This is a genomic window from Catellatospora sp. NPDC049111 (genome assembly GCF_040648615.1).
Taxonomy (GTDB): Bacteria; Actinomycetota; Actinomycetes; order Mycobacteriales; family Micromonosporaceae; genus Catellatospora; species Catellatospora aurea.
Map to the genome: position 1 here is coordinate 168,523 of NZ_JBEZEB010000001.1, position 22,478 is coordinate 191,000.

Annotated in this window: 18 protein-coding genes and 1 pseudogene; 10 read left to right on the forward strand and 9 right to left on the reverse strand. The window is 71.5% G+C overall.

The genetic code is table 11. From position 1 onward, the window contains the following. Positions 1-173: 173 nt before the first annotated feature. Positions 174-581 carry a DUF6086 family protein gene (locus tag AB0B66_RS00810; protein ID WP_360520742.1) on the forward strand — a complete coding sequence of 136 codons (408 nt, stop codon included), beginning with the start codon at positions 174-176 and terminating at the stop codon, positions 579-581. Between the two features lie 146 nt (positions 582-727). On the opposite strand, the gene AB0B66_RS00815 is transcribed toward AB0B66_RS00810, so the two are convergent. Further along, on the reverse strand, positions 728-2,359 hold the full coding sequence (locus AB0B66_RS00815) for an acetolactate synthase (RefSeq protein WP_360520745.1): 1,632 nt from the start codon (positions 2,357-2,359) through the stop codon (positions 728-730). Between the two features lie 157 nt (positions 2,360-2,516). After that, positions 2,517-3,290, reverse strand: a complete 774-nt coding sequence (locus AB0B66_RS00820) for an enoyl-CoA hydratase-related protein (RefSeq protein WP_360520748.1) — start codon at positions 3,288-3,290, stop codon at positions 2,517-2,519. A gap of 80 nt (positions 3,291-3,370) precedes the next feature. Here AB0B66_RS00820 and AB0B66_RS00825 point away from each other — a divergent pair, with 80 nt between their 5' ends. After that, positions 3,371-3,847, forward strand: coding sequence for a DUF6232 family protein (locus AB0B66_RS00825; protein ID WP_360520751.1), 477 nt, complete (start codon positions 3,371-3,373; stop codon positions 3,845-3,847). Positions 3,848-3,901: 54 nt separating this feature from the next. Here AB0B66_RS00825 and AB0B66_RS00830 read toward each other — a convergent pair whose 3' ends face one another. Together AB0B66_RS00830 and AB0B66_RS00835 are read right to left on the reverse strand one after the other, a co-directional pair. Further along, the gene (locus AB0B66_RS00830; RefSeq protein ID WP_203693621.1) at positions 3,902-4,279 is read right to left on the reverse strand and encodes a YccF domain-containing protein; all 378 of its coding nucleotides are present in this window, start codon (positions 4,277-4,279) and stop codon (positions 3,902-3,904) included. Positions 4,280-4,335: 56 nt separating this feature from the next. Further along, positions 4,336-5,175, reverse strand: coding sequence for an ABC transporter ATP-binding protein (locus tag AB0B66_RS00835; protein ID WP_360521720.1), 840 nt, complete (start codon positions 5,173-5,175; stop codon positions 4,336-4,338). Between the two features lie 147 nt (positions 5,176-5,322). Here AB0B66_RS00835 and AB0B66_RS00840 point away from each other — a divergent pair, with 147 nt between their 5' ends. Continuing rightward, the gene (locus AB0B66_RS00840) at positions 5,323-6,330 is read left to right on the forward strand and encodes an ATP-binding cassette domain-containing protein (protein ID WP_360520755.1); all 1,008 of its coding nucleotides are present in this window, start codon (positions 5,323-5,325) and stop codon (positions 6,328-6,330) included. A 67-nt stretch (positions 6,331-6,397) separates the two neighbouring features. Further along, on the forward strand, positions 6,398-7,372 hold the full coding sequence (locus tag AB0B66_RS00845) for an ABC transporter permease subunit (RefSeq protein WP_360520758.1): 975 nt from the start codon (positions 6,398-6,400) through the stop codon (positions 7,370-7,372). On the opposite strand, the gene AB0B66_RS00850 is transcribed toward AB0B66_RS00845, so the two are convergent. Further along, positions 7,373-8,563, reverse strand: a complete 1,191-nt coding sequence (locus AB0B66_RS00850) for an ROK family transcriptional regulator (RefSeq protein ID WP_360520761.1) — start codon at positions 8,561-8,563, stop codon at positions 7,373-7,375. It lies immediately after the preceding gene. Between the two features lie 202 nt (positions 8,564-8,765). Between AB0B66_RS00850 and AB0B66_RS00855 the strand changes: the two genes are divergently transcribed. Continuing rightward, positions 8,766-10,214: a glycoside hydrolase family 3 N-terminal domain-containing protein gene (locus AB0B66_RS00855; RefSeq protein ID WP_360520764.1), complete on the forward strand. Its 1,449-nt coding sequence runs from the start codon at positions 8,766-8,768 to the stop codon at positions 10,212-10,214. Positions 10,215-10,322: 108 nt separating this feature from the next. Beyond that, positions 10,323-10,883 (forward strand): NAD(P)H-dependent oxidoreductase, encoded by a 561-nt coding sequence (locus AB0B66_RS00860; RefSeq protein ID WP_360520767.1) that lies wholly within the window; start codon positions 10,323-10,325, stop codon positions 10,881-10,883. Between the two features lie 128 nt (positions 10,884-11,011). On the opposite strand, the gene AB0B66_RS00865 is transcribed toward AB0B66_RS00860, so the two are convergent. After that, positions 11,012-15,946: an NAD-glutamate dehydrogenase gene (locus AB0B66_RS00865; protein WP_360521723.1), complete on the reverse strand. Its 4,935-nt coding sequence runs from the start codon at positions 15,944-15,946 to the stop codon at positions 11,012-11,014. Positions 15,947-16,234: 288 nt separating this feature from the next. On the opposite strand from AB0B66_RS00865, the gene AB0B66_RS00870 reads away from it, so the two are divergent. The 4 genes from AB0B66_RS00870 to AB0B66_RS00885 all read left to right on the forward strand — a co-directional run bounded on the left by AB0B66_RS00870 (position 16,235) and on the right by AB0B66_RS00885 (position 20,382). After that, on the forward strand, positions 16,235-18,163 hold the full coding sequence (locus AB0B66_RS00870) for a penicillin-binding transpeptidase domain-containing protein (protein WP_360520770.1): 1,929 nt from the start codon (positions 16,235-16,237) through the stop codon (positions 18,161-18,163). Between the two features lie 134 nt (positions 18,164-18,297). After that, positions 18,298-19,275, forward strand: coding sequence for a hypothetical protein (locus AB0B66_RS00875; protein WP_360520773.1), 978 nt, complete (start codon positions 18,298-18,300; stop codon positions 19,273-19,275). A gap of 159 nt (positions 19,276-19,434) precedes the next feature. Then, positions 19,435-19,707 carry a hypothetical protein gene (locus tag AB0B66_RS00880; RefSeq protein ID WP_360520776.1) on the forward strand — a complete coding sequence of 91 codons (273 nt, stop codon included), beginning with the start codon at positions 19,435-19,437 and terminating at the stop codon, positions 19,705-19,707. Between the two features lie 30 nt (positions 19,708-19,737). Then, positions 19,738-20,382, forward strand: coding sequence for a hypothetical protein (locus tag AB0B66_RS00885; RefSeq protein WP_360520779.1), 645 nt, complete (start codon positions 19,738-19,740; stop codon positions 20,380-20,382). Positions 20,383-20,474: 92 nt separating this feature from the next. On the opposite strand, the gene AB0B66_RS00890 is transcribed toward AB0B66_RS00885, so the two are convergent. From AB0B66_RS00890 to AB0B66_RS00900, 3 genes and pseudogenes are all read right to left on the reverse strand, one after another. After that, positions 20,475-20,912, reverse strand: a complete 438-nt coding sequence (locus AB0B66_RS00890) for a hypothetical protein (protein WP_360520782.1) — start codon at positions 20,910-20,912, stop codon at positions 20,475-20,477. Continuing rightward, positions 20,905-21,261 carry a hypothetical protein gene (locus AB0B66_RS00895; RefSeq protein WP_360520785.1) on the reverse strand — a complete coding sequence of 119 codons (357 nt, stop codon included), beginning with the start codon at positions 21,259-21,261 and terminating at the stop codon, positions 20,905-20,907. Before AB0B66_RS00895 ends, AB0B66_RS00890 begins: the two co-directional genes overlap by 8 nt. Before the next feature lie 237 nt (positions 21,262-21,498). After that, a pseudogene (locus tag AB0B66_RS00900) lies at positions 21,499-22,398 on the reverse strand (arginase family protein); the annotation flags it as partial. Positions 22,399-22,478: the final 80 nt, after the last annotated feature.

The window sequence follows — 22,478 nt, forward strand, 5'->3', positions numbered from 1 at the left end:
GTCCGGGCGTCTCCGGGGCCGCCCCCCCACCTCGCACGCGGGGCCCCCTATTCCGTTACCACCCTGGTGGGGGTCGATAACCCCCCCACAACTCTGCTAGATCCGAATCTGGGCGGCCGCGTTTGGCCGGTGCCGGGGAGACTGGCACACGGTCGCGGTGGGAGGAGTAGCGGATGGGCATGCTCGTGGAGTGCGACGGGGTCACGGTCTGGGATGCGGGAATGGTGTCGGCGAGGCTGTTCGCGGGCCAGGTGCGGCTGCTGGAAGACGTGTTCGGACTGGACAGCGGCATGATCGGACCGGACGCCGACTTCCTGTACGTCGACGCGCAGCGCTGGCGCGAGTTCGCACGAGCCCTGCTGGAGCAGCTCGCCAGGGTGGATTCGCAGGTGCCGCACGCCATGGTCGCGGGAATCGTGCAGCTTGTGCTCATCGTGGACGCGCGGGCGTCGGGGGTATGGCTCGACGTGCCGCCACGCTTCGTGCACCTACGACACGGGGCGGAGGGTCTGCAACACAGCATGGGGGGCGACCTGATCGCGATCGACCATCACCCGTGCGCCCGCACAGCGCGGGGGTAGGCATCAGCGGCGGATGGACCATCACTCGCCGGACGATCGCCCACCGGACCCCTCTGCGGGAGGACCTGTCGCAGGTCGTGACCAAACCCGGTAAGAAGGGCACCTTCTTATACGCGTAGCGATAAGAAGGTGCCCTTCCTTCGCCTTTAGGCGAGGTTGGCGGAACGGGGGTAGGCGTCGGCGGGGTCGGTGATGACGTTGACGAGGTAGGGGACGCCGGCGGAGAAGGCGCGGGACAGGGCGGCGGGGAGGTCGGCGGCCTTGGCGACGGTTTCGCCACCGCCGCCGAGTGCCTTGACGACCTCGTCGTAGCGCAGGCCGGGCTGGAGGTCGGCGGCGACGTCGTAGCCGTACATGGCGCGCATGGGGTGCTTCTCCAGGCCCCAGATGCCGTTGTTGCCGACGACCATGACGACCGGCAGCTTCTGGCGGACCAGGGACTCGACGTCCATCAGGGAGAAGCCGGCCGCGCCGTCGCCCATCAGGACGCAGATCTGGCGGTCGGGGTAGGTGACGCGGGCGCCCATGGCGTAACCCATGCCGGTGCCGAGGCAGCCGTACGGGCCGGGGTCGAGCCAGCTGCCGGGAACCGACGGCTCCAGGTAGCGCCCGGCGTACGAGACGAAGTCGCCGCCGTCGCCGATGGTGACCGCGTCGGCGGCCAGCACCTTGCGCAGTTCGCCGTAGACCCGGGCCGGTTTGATCAGCTCGGTGTCGGCCTGCATCTCCAGCTCGTGCTTGGCGGCCTGGGCCTGCTCGGCGTCCCGCAGCGTGGCCACCCAGTCCCCGTGGTCCACCCGCTCCCCCGCGTACGCCGCGAGGCCGGTCAGGATCGTGCGCAGGTCGCCGGCGGGCGAGACGGCGACGGTGACGTGCCCGGCGCGCTGGCTCGGCGCGTCCACGATGTGCACGACCTGGGCCGCGCCGAAGTCGCCGAAGCCGAGCCGGAAGTCGAGCGGGGTGCCCACGACGACGACCACGTCGGCCCCGTCCAGGGCCTTGCGGCGGGACTTGGCGAAGGCCAGCGGGTGGCTCGGGGGCAGCGAGCCGCGGCCCATGCCGTTGGCGAAGACGGGCACGGTCAGCGCCTCGGCGGCGGCCCGCAGCGCCTCGGTCGCGTCCCCGCCGTACACGTCGGAACCGGCGATGATCACGGGGCGCTGCGCGGCGGCGACGAGCCGGGCGGCCCGCTCGACCAGGTCCGGGTCCGGCTCCAGGACGCCGACCTGCGGCGCGACGGCCTTGCCGTCGCCGGTGCTGAAGACGACTTCGAGCGGCAGGTCCAGGAAGGACGGCCCGCGGTGCGGGGTGAGCGCGTGCTCCAGCGCGGTGGTCACGGCCGCGGTGATGTCGTCGGTGGACGTGACGGTGGCGGCGTGTTTGGTGACCGGCGCGACGATCGGCAGGTGGTCGATCTCCTGCAGCGAACCGGAACCCCAGCGGAACTGCGGGGCGCGCCCGCCCAGCACCAGCACCGGGGCGGCGTTGAAGAAGGCGCTGGTCAGGCCGGAGACGCCGTTGGTGACGCCGGGACCGGCGGTGAGCACCGCGACACCTGGGCGGCGCTGCAGTTTGGCGACCGCCTCGGCGGCGAACACGGCGGTCTGCTCGTGCCGCACGTCGTAGAGCGGGAAGCCGTCCTGGTGGGCCGCGTCGTACACCGGGAAGACGTGCCCCCCGGAGAGGGTGAACAGCTCGCGTACACCCGCGGCCCGCAAGGCGGCGAGCGCCAGCTGCCCGCCGTGGCCCGAAACAGCGCTGTCAGAGGTCTCAGCCATGACCGTGTCCCTTCGTGTGCCGGGAGCCTATCCAGCACGCGAGAAAATATGAAGAGGACTCACAAACTCGCGAACGTGCTTCCCCGGCGCGCCGCGGGTGACCCGGCGGCGCGCCGGTGCAGGCCGACACCGGGTAGGGAGCCCGGTCGCGGCGGTGTCAGCGGCCGATGAACTTCGGCTGGCGGCGCTCCACGAACGCGGTCATGCCCTCGCGCCGGTCCTCGGTGGCGAACAGCGCCGCGAACAGCTGCGACTCCCAGGCCAACCCGGCCGCCAGGTCGCGGTCCAGGCCGCCGTCGATGGCCAGCTTCGCCGCCTTCAGCGCCTGCGCGGGGCCGTTCACGTAAGCGGCGACCAGCGCCTTGGCCTGGTCGTACACCATGTCGGCGGCGCACACCCGGTCGGCGAGCCCGATCTCCAGCGCCTCCTCGGCGTCGACCATGCGGCCGGAGAAGATGATGTCCTTGGCCTTGGCCGGCCCGACCAGGCGCGCCAGCCGCTGGGTGCCGCCCGCGCCGGGGATGATGCCCAGCTTGATCTCAGGCTGGCCGAGCTTGGCGTCCTCGGCGACGACCCGCCAGTCGCAGGCCAGGGCCAGTTCGCAACCGCCGCCGAGGGCGTACCCGGTGATCGCGGCGACGACCGGCTTCGGGATGCGGGCGACGGCGTCGAAGGAACTGCTCAGCGCACCGGCGCGAGCCGACATGTCCACGTACGACATGTCCGCCATCTCCTTGATGTCGGCGCCGGCCGCGAAGACCTTGGGTCCGCCGTAGACGACGACTGCGGCGATGCGGCTGTCGGTCGTCACGGCCTGGGCGGCGGCCCGCAGCTCTTCCTGGACCTGGACGTTCAGCGCGTTCATCGGCGGGCGTTCCAACCGGATGGTGCCGATGCCTGCGTCGACTTCCACGTTCACGAACTCGCCCACCGCTGCCTCCTCATCGAGTGCCGATAGGACGAGCTTAGGCGGTTTGCACGGATCGCCTACGGTGAGGGCCGGAGGCTGCGATGATCGTCTATTACCGCGATCCCGCGGTGGAAGTCACCTCCACCGCGATCCACATCCACGACCGCGTCTTCCGGCTCGAGGATCTGGAGTACGTCTGGCACCGCGAGATCACCGCGGATCCGCGGTCCATGCGCCGGCTGGCCGGGCGCGGCGCGCTGAACGCCGGCGTCGTGGTCGGCGCGGTGCTGGCCCTGCTCGGACTCATCTACCTGATCGCCGCCACGGTCGGCGATCCCGGGGCGGCCGGGCGGGTGCTGGTGCCGCTGGCGATCGTCGTGCTGCTGGTCGGCCTCGCCGGTCCCGCGCTGGAGTGGACGCTGCACCGCCTCGACCACAGCTACGACCAGGGCATCTCGATGCACGAGATCTGGGCGGTATGGCGCGGCCGCGAGTTGCTCCTGCTGCGGGTGGCCGACGAGTCCCGCTTCGGCCGCATCTACCGCTCCGTCCAGCGTGCCCTCGAACAGCACCGCTAGCACCGCACGGCCGGCCCGTCCCGCGTCGGGGACGGCCCGGCCGCGGCGCGACGGTCAGGGACGCTCGACGATCTCCCTGCCGAGCGGCCACAGCGCGGCGGGCACCAGCTTGAAGTTGGCGATGCCGAACGGGATGCCGATCAGCGTGATGCACAGCGCGATGCCGGTGACGATGTGCGTCAGCGCCAGCCACCAGCCCGCCACGATCAGCCAGACGACGTTCGCCAGCGTCGAGGCCAGCCCCGCGCTGGGCTTCTCCACGATGGTGTACCCGAACGGCCACAGCGCGTACCGGGCGATCCGGAACGAGGCCACGCCGAACGGGATGGTCACGATCAGGACGAAACAGATGATGCCGGCCAGCCCGTACGCGATGGCCAGCAGGAAGCCGCTGCCGAAGATGAACCACAGGATGTTCAGTAGCGTGCGCATACCTACGATCGTGACCGGTCCGGGCAAGCCCGGTGCCGGTTCCGCCAGGACGCCGGTCAGCGGGCGCGGGCGGTGAACCGGCCGTCGACCGAGGTGACCTCCAGCGGCAGGCCGAAGGTCGCCGACAGGTTGTCCGACGTGATCGTCTCCGGGATCGGCCCGGCCGCGACGATGCCGCCCTCGCGCAGCAGCAGCGCGTGGGTGAAGCTCGGCGGGATCTCCTCGACGTGGTGCGTCACCAGCACCAGCGCCGGGGCGTCCGGGTCGGCCGCCAGCTCGGACAGCCGCGCCACCAGGTCTTCCCGGCCGCCCAGGTCCAGCCCCGCCGCGGGCTCGTCCAGCAGTAGCAGCTCCGGGTCGGTCATCAGGGCACGGGCGATCTGGGTGCGCTTGCGCTCGCCCTCCGACAGGGTGCCGTACTGGCGCTGCGCCAGCCCGGCCATGCCCCACTCCTCCAGCAATTCGCCGGCGCGGGCCTCGTCCATCGGGTCGTACGACTCCTTGAACCGGCCCACCACCGACCAGGACGCGGTGACCACCACGTCGCGGACCAGCTCGCCCGGGGGCACCCGCTCGGCCAGCGCGGCCGTGGACAGGCCGATCCGGGTGCGCAGCTCGTGCATGTCGACGCGGCCGATGCGCTCGCCGAGCACGTACACGGCGCCCTTGGTCGGGTGCGCGCGGCCGGCGGCCAGGTGCAGCAGCGTGGTCTTGCCCGCCCCGTTGGGGCCGAGCACCACCCAGCGCTCGTCCAGCTCCACCCGCCACGAGATGTCCCGCAGCAGATGCTTGCCCTCGCGGACGACGTCGACGCCTTCGGCGGCGATCACGAGATCGGGGTCGTCCGGGGCTACGGCCCGGTTGACCTCGTGGACGGTCTGAGCGACGCGGTGCAGTCCTGACACAGCCGATATCCAATCACGGCCGCACCCGCCGGAGTGCAGACCTGCCAGCCAGATCACAGTCCGGTCGGCACCGGGCCCCCACGAGCGCTGCCGGATCACATACGGTGAGGCGGCACACAGACCGACTGGGGAGGCGCTGTGACCGCCGTGATCGAGATCAGCGGGTTGTGCAAGACGTTCCACAGCCTGTGGCGCGAGGAGAAGACCGCACTCGACGGTTTCGACATGTACGTCGAGAAGGGCCAGGTCCACGGCTTCCTCGGGCCCAACGGCTCGGGCAAGACCACCACGCTGCGTACGCTGCTCGGCCTGCTGCGGCCCGACGAGGGTGTGATGCGCATCCTCGACACGCCCAGCGCCGACTTCGGCAGCGTGGCGCACCGGGTGGGCGCGATCGTGGAGAGCCCGGCCTTCTTCACCTCGTTCAGCGGCCGCAAGACCCTCCAGCTGCTGGCCACCGCAGGCGGGCTGCCCCGCGGCCGGGTCGACGAGGTGCTGACCACCGTCGGCTTGCGAGACCGCGCCGACGAGCCGGTCAAGGTGTACTCCCTCGGCATGCGCCAGCGGCTCGCCGTCGCCTCCGCCCTGCTCAAGCGGCCCGAGCTGCTCATCCTCGACGAGCCCGCGAACGGGCTGGACCCGTCCGGCATCCACGCCATGCGCACCCTGATGAGCGACCTGGCCGAGCAGGGCGTGACCGTGCTGCTCTCCAGCCACCTGCTGTCCGAGATCGAGCAGGTCTGCGACTCGGTCACCATCATCGACCGGGGTCGCCGAGTCGCGCACGGGCCCGTGTCCGTGGTGCTGGCCGGCCACGACACCGGCGAGCACCTGGTCCGGGTCGCCGACCCCGAGCAGGCCGCGCAGGTGCTGCGGGCCGCGGGCGCGACGGTGCGGTCCGCCGACGGCGTGCTGTTCGTCGGCGGCGTCAGCGGCCCGGCCGCGATCAGCGAGACGCTCGGCCGGGCCGGCCTCTGGGTGACGGAGCTGACACCGCTCACGCCCGACCTGGAGAGCGTCTTCCTGGACCTCACCGGCACCCGGCCCGCCGCCGACGCACCCCCGCAGATCGCCGTGCCGACCCGCCGCCGCCCACCCGCCGACAACTTCATCGACCTCGACGTACGCAGCGGGGAGAACGCATGAGCGAGCGCAGCGAGCGAGTCAGCAGCCTCAGGCGACATGCCGCCGACGAGCGCAGCGAGGAGAAGGCATGAATCTGGTACGTGCCGAGGTGAGCCGGCTGCTGTCGCGGCGGTTCACCCACATCATGGTGCTCGGCCTGCTCGCCGTCTTCGGGGTCACCGCGGCGACCACGCTGGCCAACTCCACCCGGCCCGACGCCGGGGTCTGGGCCGACGCCCAGCGGACCGCCTCGGAGCAGCGCGAGAGCCTCGCCCGGTTCAAGGCGAACTGCGAGGAGAAGTTCCTCGTCGACAAGGAAGCCGCGGAGGCGGCCTTCCCCGGCGGCTGCGGCGCCGTGGGCGACTCCACCGAGATCCAGGCCGCGCGCTACCTCGAGGACGCGTTCGTGTTCGAGCAGGAGATCGGAGGGCTGACCGTCTTCCTGGCGGTGTATCTCAGCTTCTTCGCCTTCGTGATCGCCGCGTCGTTCATCGGGGCCGAGATGAGCAGCGGCGGGATCACCAATCTGCTGCTGTGGCGGCCCCAGCGCTCCGCGATCCTCGGGGCCAAGCTCACCGCGCTGACCGGTGGTGTCGCGGTGTTCTCCGCCCTGTTCACGGCGCTCTACGTCGGCACGTTCTACCTGATCGCCTACACCTCAGGCTGGACCGGCCAACCCGGCGTGGCTTTCTGGGCCGACCTCGCCGGGCTGGGCGGGCGTGCCATCGCGCTGTCGACCGCCGCCGCCGCCAGCGCGTTCGCGCTGGCCACGCTGGCCCGCCACACGGCGGCAGCGCTGGGCATCGCGGTCGGCTACTTCCTGGTCTGGGAGGCGGGCGCGCGCATCGTCTTCGAGATCGGCGGCATGCTGCCGTACGACTCGTACTTCCTGTCCAGCTACCTGTCCGCGTTCGTCTCCGGCGACCTGACCTACTGGCACGGCCTCGACGGCACGGGCGACCTGGTGATCACCCGGCTGAGCGGCGGCATGGTGGTGGCGGGCCTCACCGCCGCCTTGATCGCCGCCGCGTTCGCCAACTTCCGCCGCCGGGACCTGACCTGATCAGTCGACGGTCGAGCCGAAGACCTCGTCGCGGACCGCGTCGAGGGCGGTGAGCAGCGCGCCCTGAAGCACGGGCTCGTCGGCCACACCGGTCACCACGACCCGCGGTGCGACCGGGCTGATCGCGGCGACCTCGTGCTGCACGCGCTCGGCCAGCGGGGTGCCGCCCGCCGCGCCGACCTCGCCGGCCAGCACCACCAGCGGCGGGTCGAGCACGATGCAGGAGGCCGCCACACCCAGCGCCAGCCGCCGGGCGACCTCGTCGAGCACCGGGCCGCCCTTGGTGCCCGCCGCGATCGCGGCCTTGACCGCCTCGGCGGCGGTGCCGGTCCGGAAGCCGTGCTCGCGGGCCACCTGGCGGACCGCGTCCGCCCCGGCAACCTGCTGGAACGCGCCCTTGCCGCGCCGGCTGACCTCACGCGGGATGTCCGCGCCGGGCACCGGCAGGTAGCCGATCTCACCGGCCGCCCCGGCGGTGCCGCGGTGCAGCCGGCCGCCGAGCATGACGGCCAGGCCGACGCCCTGGCCGATCCAGACCAGCAGGAAGTCGCCCACCTCGCGGGCCGCGCCGGTGTGGGACTCGGCGACGGCGGCGAGGTTCACGTCGTTCTCGAACACGATGGTGGTGTGCAGGTCGTCGCGCAGGGCCGCGGCGAGGCCGCGCTGCCAGCGGGGCAGGTTGAAGGCGAAGACGATGTCGCCGGTGTTCGGGTCGACCAGGCCCGGGGTGCCCAGCACGATGCGGCGTACGTCGCCCAGCGAGGCGCCGGCCTGCTCGGCCGCCTGCACGACGGCGTTGTGCACCAGCCGGACCGGGTCCTCGCCGCCACCGTTGGCGTCGGGCTTGGTGGAGACCTCGACCCGGCCCACCACCGCGCCGGTGATGTCGGCACAGGCGGCCACCACGTGCTCGTCGCCCACCTCGACGCCCACCACGTACGCGCTGTTCGGCGCGACGTTGTAGAGCTGCGCGTTGGGGCCGCGTCCGCCCGCCTGCTCGCCGACCCGGCGCACCAGGCCGCGCTCCTCCAGCCGCTCGACCAGCTGGGAGGCGGTGACCTTGGACAGGCCGGTCAGCTCGCCGAGCTGGGATCGGGTCAGCGGGCCGCGGGCCAGCAGCAGCTCGAGGGCGGCCCGGTCGTTGAGCGCGCGGAGCAGCCGGGGGGTGCCGGGCTGGGAAACTGCGGCCATGGTGCGTCATCCTAGAGTCGACATGCGGCAGCACCGGATGTCGGCGCGCGCTGGCTTTTAGTAAAGTTTCTTATTAGATTGGGTTACCTTAACCGGTACGGCCGTAGCCTACGGCCTACGAGCACAAAACCACTATGGATGGCAAGACCCGACACTCTGGCCGAAGGGCCCACCACCACGTCGGGTCGAAGCGGAGGACACCGTGACCACTGATCCAGGTCTGCGCCGGCTGGCACTGCGCACCATGCTGGCCGCGTTCCAGGGCCACACCGCCCCCGAGTGGGCCACCGGCCTGCTCGGCGAGGGCCTGGCCGGCTACACGCTGTTCGGGTTCAACGTGGCCGAGCCGGTGCAGCTCGCCGGGCTGACCGCACAGCTGCGGGCAGCGCGCCGTGACACCCTCATCGCCATCGACGAGGAGGGCGGCGACGTCACCCGGCTGGCCCACCGCACCGGCAGCCCGTACCCGGGCAACGCGGCGCTGGGCGCGATCGGCGACCTCGACCTCACCCGCCGCGTGTACCACTCCATCGGGCGGGAGCTGGCCGACGTCGGCATCAACCTGAACCTGGCCCCCACCGTCGACGTCAACACCGCCACCGACAATCCGGTCATCGGCACCCGGTCGTTCGGCGCGGACCCGGTCCGGGTCGCCGCGCACGCCGCCGCGGCCGTGGTCGGCCTCCAGCAGGCCGGCGTGGCCGCCTGCGCCAAGCACTTCCCCGGGCACGGCGCGACCATCGCCGACTCGCACCTGGAGCTGCCGACCGTCGACGTGACCCCGCAACTGCTGCGCGACCGCGAGCTGCCCCCGTTCGCGGCCGTCATCGCGGCGGGCACCAAGGCGATCATGACGGCGCACATCCGGGTGCCCGCGATCACCGGCGACGAACCGGCCACGTTCAGCGAGAAGCTGCTGGTCGACGTGCTGCGCCGGGAGTACGGCTTCACCGGCACCGTGGTCACCGACGCGCTGGAGATGCAGGGCGCGGCCCGTGCCGCGGGCGGCATCGGCCCGGCAGCGGTCCGGGCGCTGGCGGCCGGGGCCGACCTGCTGTGCCTCGGCGCGGACATCGATCTGGAGATCACCGAGCACGTCGCTTCGGCCATCGCCGGCGCGATCGCCGACGGCACGCTGCCCGTCGCGCGGGTCGAGCAGGCCGTCGCCCGCAACCAGGCGCTGGCCGCGTGGACGCACGGGATCGAGGAGATCGAGCTCAGCCCGCGGCTGGGTTACGACGCCGCGCGGCGTGCGGTGAGTGTCGAGGGCAGCCTGACCGGGTTCGAGCAGCCGTTCGTCGTACAGCTGCGGGCCGGGCACACCATCGCCGAGGGCGCCGTGCCGTGGGGCCTGTCGCCGCACCTCGACGGCACCCCGCAGCTGGCCGTCGCCGCCGACGAAACCAGCGCCGGCGCGCTCATCGACGCCGCCGCCGGACGGCCCATCGTGCTCGTCGGCCGGCACACCCACCGCAACCCCGCCGCCCGGTCGCTGGCCGAGCAGCTCGCGGCGGTGCACCCGCTCGCCGTGGTCGAGATGGGCTGGCCCGCAGGCTGGCGGCCCAGCGGCGTGAAGGCCTTCGTCACGACGTACGGCGCGAGCCACGCGAACGGCCGCGCCGCCGCCGAGATCCTGGGCCTCGTCTCGTAACCGTCGTCACTCCGACCCGGACTGGACCATCGGCCCGACTCGATGGCAGTATTCATGCTCACGCATCTAATGCGTGAGCATGAATCATTTCCGACAGGAGACCCGGCCGTGCCGTTCGATCACCCCAGCACCTACCTCTTCCTGCTCGCCGGGGCCCGGCAGGGCGGCAACACCGAGACCCTGGCCCGCACCGCCGCCGCCGAACTCCCGGCCCACGCCACGCAGACCTGGCTCAACCTCCGCGACCTGCCACTGCCCCCGTTCGACGACATCCGCCACACCGGCGACGGCGTCTACCCTCGACCCGAAGGCCCCGAGAAGACCCTGCTCGACGCCACCCTGGCCGCCGACAACCTGGTCATCGCCTCCCCGCTGTACTGGTACAGCGTCTCCGCCTCCGCCAAGCTCTACCTCGACCACTGGTCCGCCTGGCTACGCGTCCCCGGCGCCGACTTCAAGGCCCGCATGCGCGGCAAGACCCTGTGGACGGTCAGCGTCCTGAGCTCCACCGACTTCTCCACCGCCGACCCGCTCATCGGCACCCTGCGCCTGTCCGCCGCCTACCTAGGCATGACCTGGGGCGGTGCCCTCCTCGGCTACGGCAACCGCCCCGACGACATCCTCACCGACCCCGAAGCCCTGACCCGCGCCAAAACCTTCCTCACCTGACCTCCCACCCCGCCACAAGCCAAGATCGCGACGATCTTGCGCGAACTGTTGGGGATACGCCCGAATGGAGCGTGTCATCCCCACAGTCCAAGCAAGATCGTCGCGATCTTGGGTGGAGGGCGGGTGGGTCAGGCGGCGGCGGTGCGAACGAGGGTGCGGATTTGGCGGAGCAGGACCGAGAGGGGGGCCAGGTCGGCCTTGATGCCCTCGAGTTCGCCGATGGATTTGCGGGCTTGGGCGATGGTGGTGGCGTTGCGCTGCTCCCATTGGGTGACGCGGTCCTGGGGGGTGCCGGTCGGGGAGGCCGCCAGGACTTCTCCGGTGAGGGCTGCCAGGGCGGCGTAGAGGTCGTAGCGCAGGGCCATGCGGGCCAGGGTCTGCCAGCGGTCGTCCCGGGGGAGCTGGGAGATCTTGGTGAGGAGGTCGTCGACGCGGAAGCGCTCGGACAGGACGAAGTAGACGCCGGCCACCTCGTCGAGGTCGCGACCGGTCGCCGAGGCGACCTCGACGACGTCGAGCAGGGCGAAGCTGTACAGGGTGCGGGCACCCCATTCGGCCAGGTCCTGCGGGGCGCCCAGGGCGACCAGCTCGGCCTCGTGTTCGGCGATGCCCTCGCGCTCCGCGCCCAGGAACATCTCCTTCATGCGCGGGGCCAGCGCGGACACGCCGGGCTTGAGCTTGGCGATCTCGCCGGGCACGTCCAGGGGTGAGCGGCGGTTCTGGATGAGCCAGCGGACCGCGCGGTCCATGAGGCGGCGGGCCTTGAGGTAGACCGCGGTCTGCGCGGCGGTCGGCACCCGGTTGTCGGTGGCCTCGACGGCCGCCCACAGCGCGGGCAGTTCGAAGACCTCCCAGACGATCTCGAAGGCCCGGAGCACGTCCGCGGCGGACGCGCCGGTCTCCTCGACCGTACGGTGCACGAACGTGATGCCACCCCGGTTGACGGTCTCGTTGACCAGCACCGTGGTGACGATCTCGCGGCGCAGCCGGTGCTCGGCCATCTGCTGGGTCATGCCGTGCAGCGGCGTCGGGAAGTAGTCGGCCATGGTCTGCGCGGTCCACGCGTCGTCGGGCAGGTCGGAGTGGACGATCTCCTCCTCCAGCGCGATCTTCACGTACGCCATGAGCACGGCGAACTCGGGCGTGGACAGGCCCTCGCCGTTCTCCGAGCGCGCCACCAGCTCCTCGTCGGTGGGCAGGCCCTCCAGGGCCCGGTCCAGCCGGCCGGAGCGCTCCAGCTCGGTGAGCAGGCGGCGGTGCACCGGCAGCAGCGACAGGGTCTGCGCGCGGGCGTTGCCCAGCGCCGTGGCCTGGCCGTAGTTGTCGCGCAGCACCAGCGCGGCGACCTCGTCGGTCATGCTGGCCAGCAGCTCGTTGCGGGCGTCGCGGCCCAGCTCGGTGTCCGCGCCCAGCAGGATCTTGATGTTGACCTCGTGGTCGGAGCAGTCCACGCCGGCCGTGTTGTCGATGAAGTCGGTGAAGATCCGGCCGCCCGCGCCCTGCGCGCCCTTGCGCGCGTACTCGATGCGCCCGGCCTGGGTCAGACCCAGGTTGCCGCCCTCGCCGACGACCCGGCAGCGCAGGTGCCCGCCGTTGACCCGGATCGCGTCGTTGGCCTTGTCCCCCACCTCGGCGTGCGACTCTGTCGTCGCCTTGACGTAGGTGCCGATGCCGCCGTTCCAGAGCAGGTCCACCGGGGCGAGCAGGATCGCCTTCATCAGCTCGGCCGGGCTCATCGCGGTGACCGTGTCGGCCAGCCCTAGCGCGGACCGCACCTGCGGCGTGATCGGGATGGACTTGGCCGTGCGCGGGTGCACGCCGCCGCCCTCGGAGATGAGGGTGGGGTCGTAGTCGGCCCACGAGCTTCGGGTCAGGGCGAACAAACGGGCCCGCTCGGCGAACGACGTGGCCGCGTCCGGGTTCGGGTCGAGGAAGATGTGCCGGTGGTCGAACGCGGCGACCAGGCGGATGTGCTCGGACAGCAGCATGCCGTTGCCGAAGACGTCGCCGGACATGTCACCCACGCCGACGACCGTGAAGTCCTCGGTCTGGGTGTCCTGGCCCAGGTCGCGGAAGTGCCGTTTGACGGACTCCCACGCGCCCCGGGCGGTGATGCCCATGCCCTTGTGGTCGTAGCCGGCCGAGCCGCCCGAGGCGAACGCGTCGCCGAGCCAGAACCCGTACGAGGCGGAGATCTCGTTGGCGATGTCGGAGAACGTCGCCGTGCCCTTGTCCGCGGCGACGACCAGGTAGGGGTCGTCGCCGTCGTGGCGCACCACGTCGGCCGGCGGCACGATCTTGCCGGCGTCGAGGTTGTCGGTGATGTCGAGCAGCGCCGAGATGAAGCGCCTGTAGCACGCCACACCCTCGGCCTGCAGGGCGTCGCGGTCACCGCCGGCGGGGGCCTGCTTGAGCACGAAGCCGCCCTTGGCCCCGACCGGCACGATCACCGCGTTCTTGACCATCTGCGCCTTGACCAGGCCCAGGACCTCGGTGCGGAAGTCGTCGCGGCGGTCCGACCAGCGCAGGCCGCCTCGGGCCACCGCGCCGAAGCGCAGGTGCACGCCCTCGAAGCGGGGCGAGTACACGAAGATCTCGAACTTCGGCCGCGGCGCGGGCAGGTCCGGGATCGCCTGCGGGTCCAACTTGAACGAGATGTACGACTTGGGCCGCCCGTCGGCCGCCTTCTGGAAGAAGGAGGTGCGCAGCGTGGCCTGCATCAGCGTCAGGAAGTTGCGCAGGATGCGGTCCTGGTCCAGGCTCGCCACCGTCTCCAGCTGGCGGCCGATCGCCGAGATCAGCTCCTTGGCCTGGCTGCCGCGCTCGGTGTCGCTCAGCTGCAGGTTCGGGTTGAACCGGGTCTCGAACAGGGCCACCAGCATCGCCGCGATCTGCGGGTACGCCGTGAAGGTCGCCTCCATCGACTCCTGCGCGAACACCGTGCCGGCCTGGCGCAGGTACTTGGCGTACGCCCGCAGCACCACGGCCTGCCGCCAGGTCAGACCCGCGCGCAGCACCAGCTCGTTGAAGCCGTCGACCTCGGCCTCACCCCGCCACGCGGCGGCGAAGGCGTTCTCCACGTGCGCGCGCACCTCGGCCAGGTCGCGCGCCCCGGAGGGCAGCTGCAGGCCGAAGTCGTACACGAACACGGTCGCGTCGTCGCGGCGCACCTCGTACGGCCGCTCGTCGGTGACCCGCACGCCCAGCGAGTGCAGCACCGGCAGCACCGCCGACAGCAGCATCGGCTCGCCGTGCCGGTAGACCTTGAACCGCACGTCGTTGCCGGGCGTGGTGGCCTCGACCATGCTGCCCGAGCCGGCCGTGTAGCGCCGCCGGAACAGGTGCATCTCCAGCTGGCCGGGCTCGTCCAGCAGCTCCAGCTTGGCCAGGTCCTGCGCGCCCTCGTAGGGCAGGTGCCCGTCCTTGTAGGTCTCCGGCAGCGCATCGACGTACCGGGTGGCCAGCAGCTTGGCCTGCTCGTCGCCGACCTTGCGCTCCAGCACCAGGCGGAAGTCGTCGTCCCAGTTGCGGGTGGCGTCGCCGAGCATCTCGGCCAGCGCGTCGACGTCGACGTCGCCGGGCGGGTCGTTCGGGTCGGTGCGCACGATGAAGTGGATGCGGGCCAGGTTGGACTCGCTGACCCGGGTCGTGTAGTCGACGCCGACGCCGTTCAGCTCGCGCAGCAGGATGTCCTGCATGGCCAGCCGGTGCGCGGTGGTGAACCGGTCGCGCGGCAGGTAGACCAGGGCTGAGATGAACCGGCCGTAGCCGTCGCGGCGCAGGAACAGCCGCAGCTGCCGGCGTCCGGCCATGCGCAGCACCCCGGTCACGGCCTGGTACAGGTCGTCGGTGCTGATCTGGAACAGCTCGTCGCGCGGGTACGTCTCCAGGATCTCCAGCAGGTCCTTGCCGGAGTGGCTGCGGGCGGACAGGCCGGAGCGGTCCAGCACGTTGTCCACCTTGCGGCGGATCACCGGCAGGTCCCGCACGCTGGTGCGGTAGGCCGCCGACGAGAACAGGCCAAGGAAGCGCCGCTCGCCGCAGACGTTGCCGTCCGCGTCGAACATCTTGAAGCCGATGTAGTCCAGGTACGCCGAGCGGTGCACGGTGGACCGCGAGTTGGCCTTGGTGATCACCAGCAGGCGCTTCTCCAGCGCCTTGTGTTGTGCCTCCGGCGTCATCGACTCCAGCGTGCGGGTCGTGGAGGACGACTCGTCCCGCAGGATGCCCAGCCCGCTGCCGGGCACGGCGCGCATCAGGTCGGTCTCGCTGCCGGGCGCGCCGGGCACGTGGACCAGCTCGTACTCGCGGTAGCCGAGGAAGGTGAAGTGGTGGTCGGCGAGCCAGCGCAGCAGCTCCACCGAGTCGGTGATGTCGCGGTCCGGGACCGGCAGCTCGGCGCCGGAGATCTCGTCGGCCAGCGCCAGCGCCTGGGCCCGCATCCGCGGCCAGTCCTCGACCGCCCGGCGCACGTCGCCCAGCACCCGCTCCAGGTCGGCCTGCAGGTGCTCCAGCTCCGCCTCGTCGCGGATGGCGCCGACCTCGATCCGCATCCAGCTCTCGACCAGGTCGCCGGCGATGGCGTCGTCCGGCTCGACCTCGGCGCAGACCTCGGTCAGCAGACCCTGCTCGTCACGGCGCACCACCATCACCGGGTGCACCAGCAGTTGCACGTCCTTGCGCGCGGACAGCGCCGCGGTGACCGAGTCGACCAGGAACGGCATGTCGTCGGTGACGATCTCCACGACGGTGTGGCGCGGTTCGGCCGACAGGGACAGGCGCAACTTCAGCTCGCCCGGCATCCGTGAAGCCGCCAGCTCGCGGTGGGCCCGCGCGGCCTCCAGCAGGCGGGCGGGAGTCAGGTCGACGAGTTCCTCGTCGGGGGCGAAGCGCCAGTACCGCTGGACCAGCTGGGCCTCGGCCAGCCGGTCGTCGGCCAGGCTCGGGGTGTCCGGGTTGCCCCCGGCGGCCAGCGCGACCGCGGCCGCGATCAGGCGCTCGCCGTTGGGCAGGGGCTCGTCGAGGTCGCCGTCATCCAGGTCGTCCGGATGCGCCTGCGGCATGCCCTCGTTCTGGATGGTGTCACCGCTCGCACCGGCTTCGACCTCGGCAGAAGCGCTGCCGCCGCCGATTCGGCCGCCAGACTCCATGAAAAGCACTCCCCTTCGCCCACCACGCTGTGGGTCGTTGGTGGGACGGGCCGTTGCAGGGGCCGTCCCGTCGTCAACCCCAGCCTAGTCAGCACCCCCGGCCAGGCCCGCGTTCGGGGGCCGCCGACATCCGCGTCCACGAGTCCGGTGCCGGACAGCGGTGGTGCCACACGACCCAGGTCCTTACGGCAGAATGCCCGCATGGCCCTGCGCTCGAAGGTACGCCGTCCCAAGATTGTCCTCTCCCTGGTGGCGATGTCGCTGCTGTTCCCCGCACTTGCCGCCTGCTCGAAGGACGACGGCCCCGAGCCCATGCTCGACGCGTTCCTGGCCGGCTGGCGCTCGGGGACCTTCGACAAGGTCACCTTCGTCAGCCCGACCGGTCAGGGCGTCGCCGCCGACACGGTCAAGACCGAGTTGCGAGCCCTGGAGGGCGTCTTCCGCGACACTCCCCCGACGCTGACCAAGCAGACCCCAGCGGTGAGCGAGGGCCTGGCGACCACCCAGATCAAGGTCGCCCAGCCGCTGCCGGACAAGACCACCTGGGAGTACACCACCACGGTGCGGATGACCAAGGCCAAGGACACCTGGCAGGTCGTCTGGGAGCCGGCGATCGTGCACGAGAAGCTGACCAAGGGTGACGAGCTGGCGGTGCGCCGCCTCGCCCCGACCCGGGCCGGCGTCTTCGACGGCAAGGGCGAGGAGATCGTCAAGCCGCGGCCGGTCGTCGTCATCGGCGTCGAGCCGCGGAAGGTCACCGACATCGACGCGCTGGTCAAGGACCTGACCCCGATCTTCGCGTCCGGGGCGTACGACGTCAGCACAGATGACCTGGCCAAGCTGCCCGCCCGGGTGAAGGACGCCAAGCCGGACGCCCTGGTCGAGATCGTGACGCTGCGCCGTGAGGTCTACGAGCCGATCCGCGACCGCCTGCGGGCGCTCATGGACAAGGGGGTCGCGTTCCGCGAGGAGGACCGGCTGCTCTCGCCGACCCGCACCTTCGCGCGGGCGCTGCTCGGCACGGTCGGGCCGGTCACCAAGGAGATCATGGACAGCAAGCCCGGCGCCTACCAGGTGGGCGACCAGGCTGGCCTCGGCGGCATCCAGCGCACCTACGACGACCGGCTGCGCGGCGTCGCGGGCCAGAGCGTGGTCTCCAGCCGCAAGGCCTCCGACGGCACCGTCCAGGACACCGTCCTCTACCAGGTCGAGGACAAGGACGGGCAGAAGCTCCAACTCACGATCGACACAAAGACCCAGATCGCGGCGGAGAAGGCGCTCGCCACGGTCAAGCAGCGCAGCGCCATGGTGGCGATCCGGATCAGCGACGGGCAGCTCGTCGCGGTGGCCAACAGCGGCCCGGACAACCTCGCCTTCACCGCGCAGGTGCCGCCGGGCTCGACCTTCAAGGCCGTTTCGGCGTACGGGCTGCTCGACGCGGGCAAGGTGACGGCCAACCAGATCGTGCCGTGCCCGAAGTTCTTCACCGTCGAGGGCCGCCAGTTCAAGAACTCGAACTTCCTGGAGCTGGGCAACGTCGCGTTCCACACGGACTTCGCCAAGTCCTGCAACACCGCGTTCGCTTCGCTGGCCCCGCAGCTGGGGCCGGACGGTCTGGTCAACGCCGGCATGGCGCTCGGCCTCGGCCAGACCTGGGACCTGGGCGTGCCCGCGTTCACCGGCCGCGTCTCCGCCGGCGGCAGCGCCACCGAACTGGCCGCGGCCACGTTCGGGCAGGGCCAGACCATCGTCAGCCCCGTCGCCATGGCCGGTGCCGCCGCCGCGATCGCCCGCGGCCAGTGGAAGCAGCCGGTCCTCCTGCTCGACCCGGCCGCCGCCAAACCCGCCGCCGACGGCCCCGCCCTCAAGCCGACCACCCTCGACCCGCTGCGCGCCATGATGCGCGAGGTAGTCACGGCAGGCACCGCCACCGCCCTCAAGGACACCCCCGGCGGCGCCGTCTACGGCAAGACCGGCACCGCCGAGTACGACAACAACCCCGCGCACACCCACGCCTGGTTCATCGGCTGGCAGGGCGACATCGCCTTCGCCGTCTTCGTCGAGAACGGCATCAAGCCCAGCGAAACCGCCGTCCCCGTCACCGAATCCTTCCTCCGCAACCTCCGCTGACCACGACCCCGACGATCTTGCGCGAACGGCGGGTACGACACACTCGTACCGGGCGAAACACCACCCGTTCGTGCAAGATCGTCGGGATCTTCGGGGGCAGCGCGGTCCCAGGATGACGGTTAGGGTCGCGGGGCATGTGGCCGTTTCGGAAGAAGGCTGTGGCGGCGCCGGAGGCGCCCGAGCCTGAGATGACGTTCGACCCGTTCCTCGGGGACGCCGACGCGCGCCGGTTGAGCCGCCTGCTGGGTGATCGGGACTGGGCCGCGGCGCGGACCATCATCGACGACCCGGACCCGGCGCGGCACTCCTTCTACGTGGGCATCGCCTCGACGAAGTCCGGGCTGATGGAGTGGATCGACGACGCCGTCCGCACCGATCCCGAGCCGACCCTGCCGCTGCTCGTCAAAGGGCTCAAGGCGATCGGCTGGGCCTGGGAGGCGCGGGGCGGCGGCTACGCCGACTCCGTCTCGGACGACGCCTGGAAGGTGTTCGCGCAGCGACTGGTGGTCGCCGAGAACTGCCTGGACGACGTCCTCGACCGCGACCCGAAGAACGTCGAGGCGCTGGTCGGCATGATCACGCTGGCCAACGCCCGGTCCAAGGGGCTGGACGAGATCCAGCGGGCCTTCGCGGCGGTGATCGCCGTGGACCCGACGCATCAGGACGCCCACTGGTCGATGCTGCAGGCGGTGTGCCGCAAGTGGCATGGCAGCTCCGAGTTGATGTTCGAGTTCGCCCGCGAGCGCGCCGCGGCCCACCCCGGCACGGGCCTGCCGGTCCTCATCGCCTATGCGCACCTCGAGGAGTGGCTGTCCCGCAAACGCGACTACGCGTACCTGGAGCAGCCCGAGGTCGGCGCCGATCTGAAGGCCGCGGCCGAGCAGTCCATCTGGCACCCGGCCTTCCGGGAGGGCTTGGAGACGCCGCGCCTGTGGAACGCGTTCGCGATGGCGTTCGCGATGGGCGACAACTACGCCGAAGCCGAGCGCTGCTTCGCCCGCATCGGCGACGGCCTGGCCACTCGCAAGCCGTGGGCCTACTACGGCAAGCCCGGCAAGGCCTTCCTCAAGTGGCGCGACTGGACCCGCCACAAGCTCGAAGAAGGGGCCTGAGCCCGACGACGATCCTGCACGATCGGCCGGCGCACTGGCTCCCACCCGGACAGGACACCAACCGTTTGTGCAAGATCGTCGCTATCTTCGGAGGCCAGCGGGATACACGAGTCGCCATTAGGCTCGCGCGGCATGTGGCCGTTTCGTAAGAAGAGCAGGGTGGCGGCCGAGGAGCCCCCACCGGAGATCGCCATCGATCCGTTCCTCGGTGATCCCGATGCCCGGCGTCTGAGCGTGCACCTGGGCAACCGTGACTGGCCGGCCGCGCGCAGCATCATCATGAACCCCGATCCGGTGCTGCGTGGGTACTACGTCGGCATCGCCTCGTCGAAGTCCGGGCTGATGGAGTGGATCGACGACGCCGTCCGCACCGACCCCGACCCGACCTTGCCGCTGCTCCTCAAGGGCCTAGCGGCGATCAACTGGGCCTAGGACGCCCGGGGCAGCGGCACAGCTTCCACCGTGACGGAGGAGGGCTGGAAGCTGTTCCGGCAGCGGCTGGTGGTGTCCGAGAACTGCCTGGACGAGGTTCTCGACCGGGACCCGCGTAACGTCAGGGCGCTCGCCGGCCTGATCACCCTCGCCAAGGCCCGTTCCAAAGGCCTGCCCGAGATCCAGCGGCATTTCGACGCGGTGATCGCGGTCGACCCGGCCGACGAGCGCGCCCACGGTCGGATGCTCCAGGCGGTGTGCGGCAAGTGGTACGGCAGCTCCGAGCTGATGTTCCGGTTCGCGCGCGAGCGGGCCGCCGCCCACCCCGCCACGAACCTGGGTGGCCTGATCGCGGAGGCGCACATCGAGGAATGGCTCTCCCGCAAGAAGGAAGACGAATACCTGGAGCAGCACGAGATCCGCGACGAGCTGGTGGCCGCCGCCGAGGACTCGATCTGGCACCCGGCTCACCGCCGCACCCCGTACACCCCGCACGTGTGGAACGCGTTCGCCATGGCGTTCGCGCTGGGCGACCACTTCGCCGAGGCCGAACGCTGCTTCGCCCTGATCGGAGACGACCTCGTCACCCGCGACCCGTGGTACTACCACGGCAAGGCCGAGCGGTCCTTCCTGAAGCTGCGCGACTACACGCGTTACCACCTCGCCAAAGCCTGACCCGCGCGGCCGCTCGGCGCCGCCGGGTCTCGCCGGACCGCGTCAAGCGATCCGGGGCGGCGGTGCCGAGCTGCCCGGACGACGGGGCCGGTTCAGCGGGCGGCGGGCTGCTCCGGCCTGCCGGCCGGCGCGGGCTGTGGCCGGCGCAGCCAGATCAGGCCGAGCACAGGCAGCACGAGCGGCAGGTAGCCGTAGCCCTCGCCGAAGCCGGACCAGACGGTGGCGTCGGGGAAGTCCTGCGGCTGGAGCACGCTGAGCGTGCCGACGGCGAGCACGCCGACCAGCTCGACGGTGAAGCAGGCCAACGCCAGGCGGCGGCCGCCCGCGTCGCCGCGTACCAGACCGACCGTCGCGACGATGTAGAGCACCGCGGCCAGGGCGCTGAGCAGGTAGGAGACCGGGGCCTCGCTGAACTTCATGATGATCTGCACGCCGGCGCGGCAGGTCGCGGCGACGGCGAACAGGCCGTACACGAAGACCAGGACGCGGCCCAAGCCGGTGTTCAGGCCGGTGTTGACGGGCCTAGGCACCGAACACCTGGCCGATGCGCAACACCAGCACGGGCACGATGAGCGCGGCCACGCCGATGATCACGCTGCCGAAGCGGGTGGGCTCCATCTTGCCGACGATCCAGGCGCCCGCGGGCAGGAGGAGCATCGTCAGGGCGTACCCCAGGAAGGTCGTGGTCTCCCGCGGCGAGTGACCACCGATCCAGCTCGCCACGGCCGCACCGACCAGCAGCACCGCGGCGATGCTGACCACGACGGTGCCGATCAGCTGCACACGGTCCGGGGCGCGGTTGAGCGCGGCCGCCAGCAGCGCGACGGCGGCGAGCAGCAGGGCGACGACGGTCGTCGCGGTCGAGAGCACAGCGGGCATGCGCGCCACATTAACCGCCGCGACCGCCCCCACCGCGCGCACCTCCGCCCCGGGTAGCCCACACCACCGACCCCACTCGGCATTGATCATGAAGTTAGGGCAATGACACGCCGTCGAACACGTCCGTAGGTTCATGATCGACGGCGAAGGAGGGGGTCAGGCGGCGGTGCGTTTGTCGGAGGTGGGGGTGCGGGGGGTGGGGACGCGGGCGCGGGTGGGGCGTTTGGGTGGGAGCAACGGGGCCAGGCCGGTTACCAGGGTGGAGACGAGTTCGGCGGCGTGGCGGCCGTCGGGGTCGTGGTCGGGGTCGAAGACGGTCAGCTCCATGCCGAGGCAGTCGGGGGTGTTGACCAGGCCGGTGAGCAGGAGTTCCAGCTCGGTGAGCGCGATGCCGCCGGGCTCGGGGGCGTCGACGGCGGGCATGACCGCGGGGTCGAGCACGTCCACGTCGATGTGCACCCAGTAACCGGCGCAGTCGGCCAGGCGCTCGCGGGCCCACTGCGCGGTGCGGCGGGCGCCCTCGGCGCGCAGGGCGGTCGCCGGGCGGGTGGCGAACCCGGCCGCCTGCAGGTCGAGGCGGTACTCGTCGTGTTCGCGGATGCCGAGCACGACGACGTCGGTGTCGCGGAAGTACGGGCGGCGGCCCTCGATGCCGGCCAGCTCGGTCTGGCCCCGGCCGGTGACCAGCGCCAGGTCCTCGCCCGCGGCCGCGCCGACGTACGGCGCGTTGCCCGGGTGCCGGAAATCGGAGTGCCCGTCCACGAAGACCAGCCCGATCCGGCCGCCGACCTCCTCGCCGAGCCGCCGCATGGCCAGCGCCGAGCCGAGCAGGATCGAGCAGTCCCCGCCCAGCACCAGCGGGAACTCCCCGCCGTCGACGATCGTGCCGATCCGCTCCGCCAGCCGCACGCTGTACGAGTGGATCTGCAGCGCGTGCGCCACCCCGTCGCCGGGACGCCAGTCACCGGGGTCGTAGCGGGGCGGGGTGAGGCAGCCGGCGTCGCGCGCGTCGAGCCGGGTCAGCAGCTTCTTGTCGCGCAGCGCGCCCGGCGCCTTGGCGCAGCCGGGCACGGAGGTCTCGGTGGGCGGGCGCAGGCCCAGGTTCGACGGCGCGTCGAGAACCGCGATGCGGCGCATACCTCTCCCCCCTGGCCTCATACACGCTGGTGGGGAGTTCCCGGCGGCCCGCCGTGCGGGCGGGCCGTCCGGGACGGGCC

Excerpts from the sequence above, each read along its gene's own strand:
- AB0B66_RS00845 (WP_360520758.1), top strand. The coding sequence starts at position 6,398 with ATGAATCTGGTACGTGCCGAGGTGAGCCGGCTGCTGTCGCGGCGGTTC.
- AB0B66_RS00825 (WP_360520751.1), top strand. The coding sequence starts at position 3,371 with ATGATCGTCTATTACCGCGATCCCGCGGTGGAAGTCACCTCCACCGCG.
- AB0B66_RS00815 (WP_360520745.1), bottom strand. The coding sequence starts at position 2,359 with ATGGCTGAGACCTCTGACAGCGCTGTTTCGGGCCACGGCGGGCAGCTG.
- AB0B66_RS00895 (WP_360520785.1), bottom strand. The coding sequence starts at position 21,261 with ATGCCCGCTGTGCTCTCGACCGCGACGACCGTCGTCGCCCTGCTGCTC.
- AB0B66_RS00870 (WP_360520770.1), top strand. The coding sequence starts at position 16,235 with ATGGCCCTGCGCTCGAAGGTACGCCGTCCCAAGATTGTCCTCTCCCTG.
- AB0B66_RS00850 (WP_360520761.1), bottom strand. The coding sequence starts at position 8,563 with ATGGCCGCAGTTTCCCAGCCCGGCACCCCCCGGCTGCTCCGCGCGCTC.
- AB0B66_RS00810 (WP_360520742.1), top strand. The coding sequence starts at position 174 with ATGGGCATGCTCGTGGAGTGCGACGGGGTCACGGTCTGGGATGCGGGA.
- AB0B66_RS00830 (WP_203693621.1), bottom strand. The coding sequence starts at position 4,279 with ATGCGCACGCTACTGAACATCCTGTGGTTCATCTTCGGCAGCGGCTTC.
- AB0B66_RS00865 (WP_360521723.1), bottom strand. The coding sequence starts at position 15,946 with ATGCCGCAGGCGCATCCGGACGACCTGGATGACGGCGACCTCGACGAG.
- AB0B66_RS00875 (WP_360520773.1), top strand. The coding sequence starts at position 18,298 with ATGTGGCCGTTTCGGAAGAAGGCTGTGGCGGCGCCGGAGGCGCCCGAG.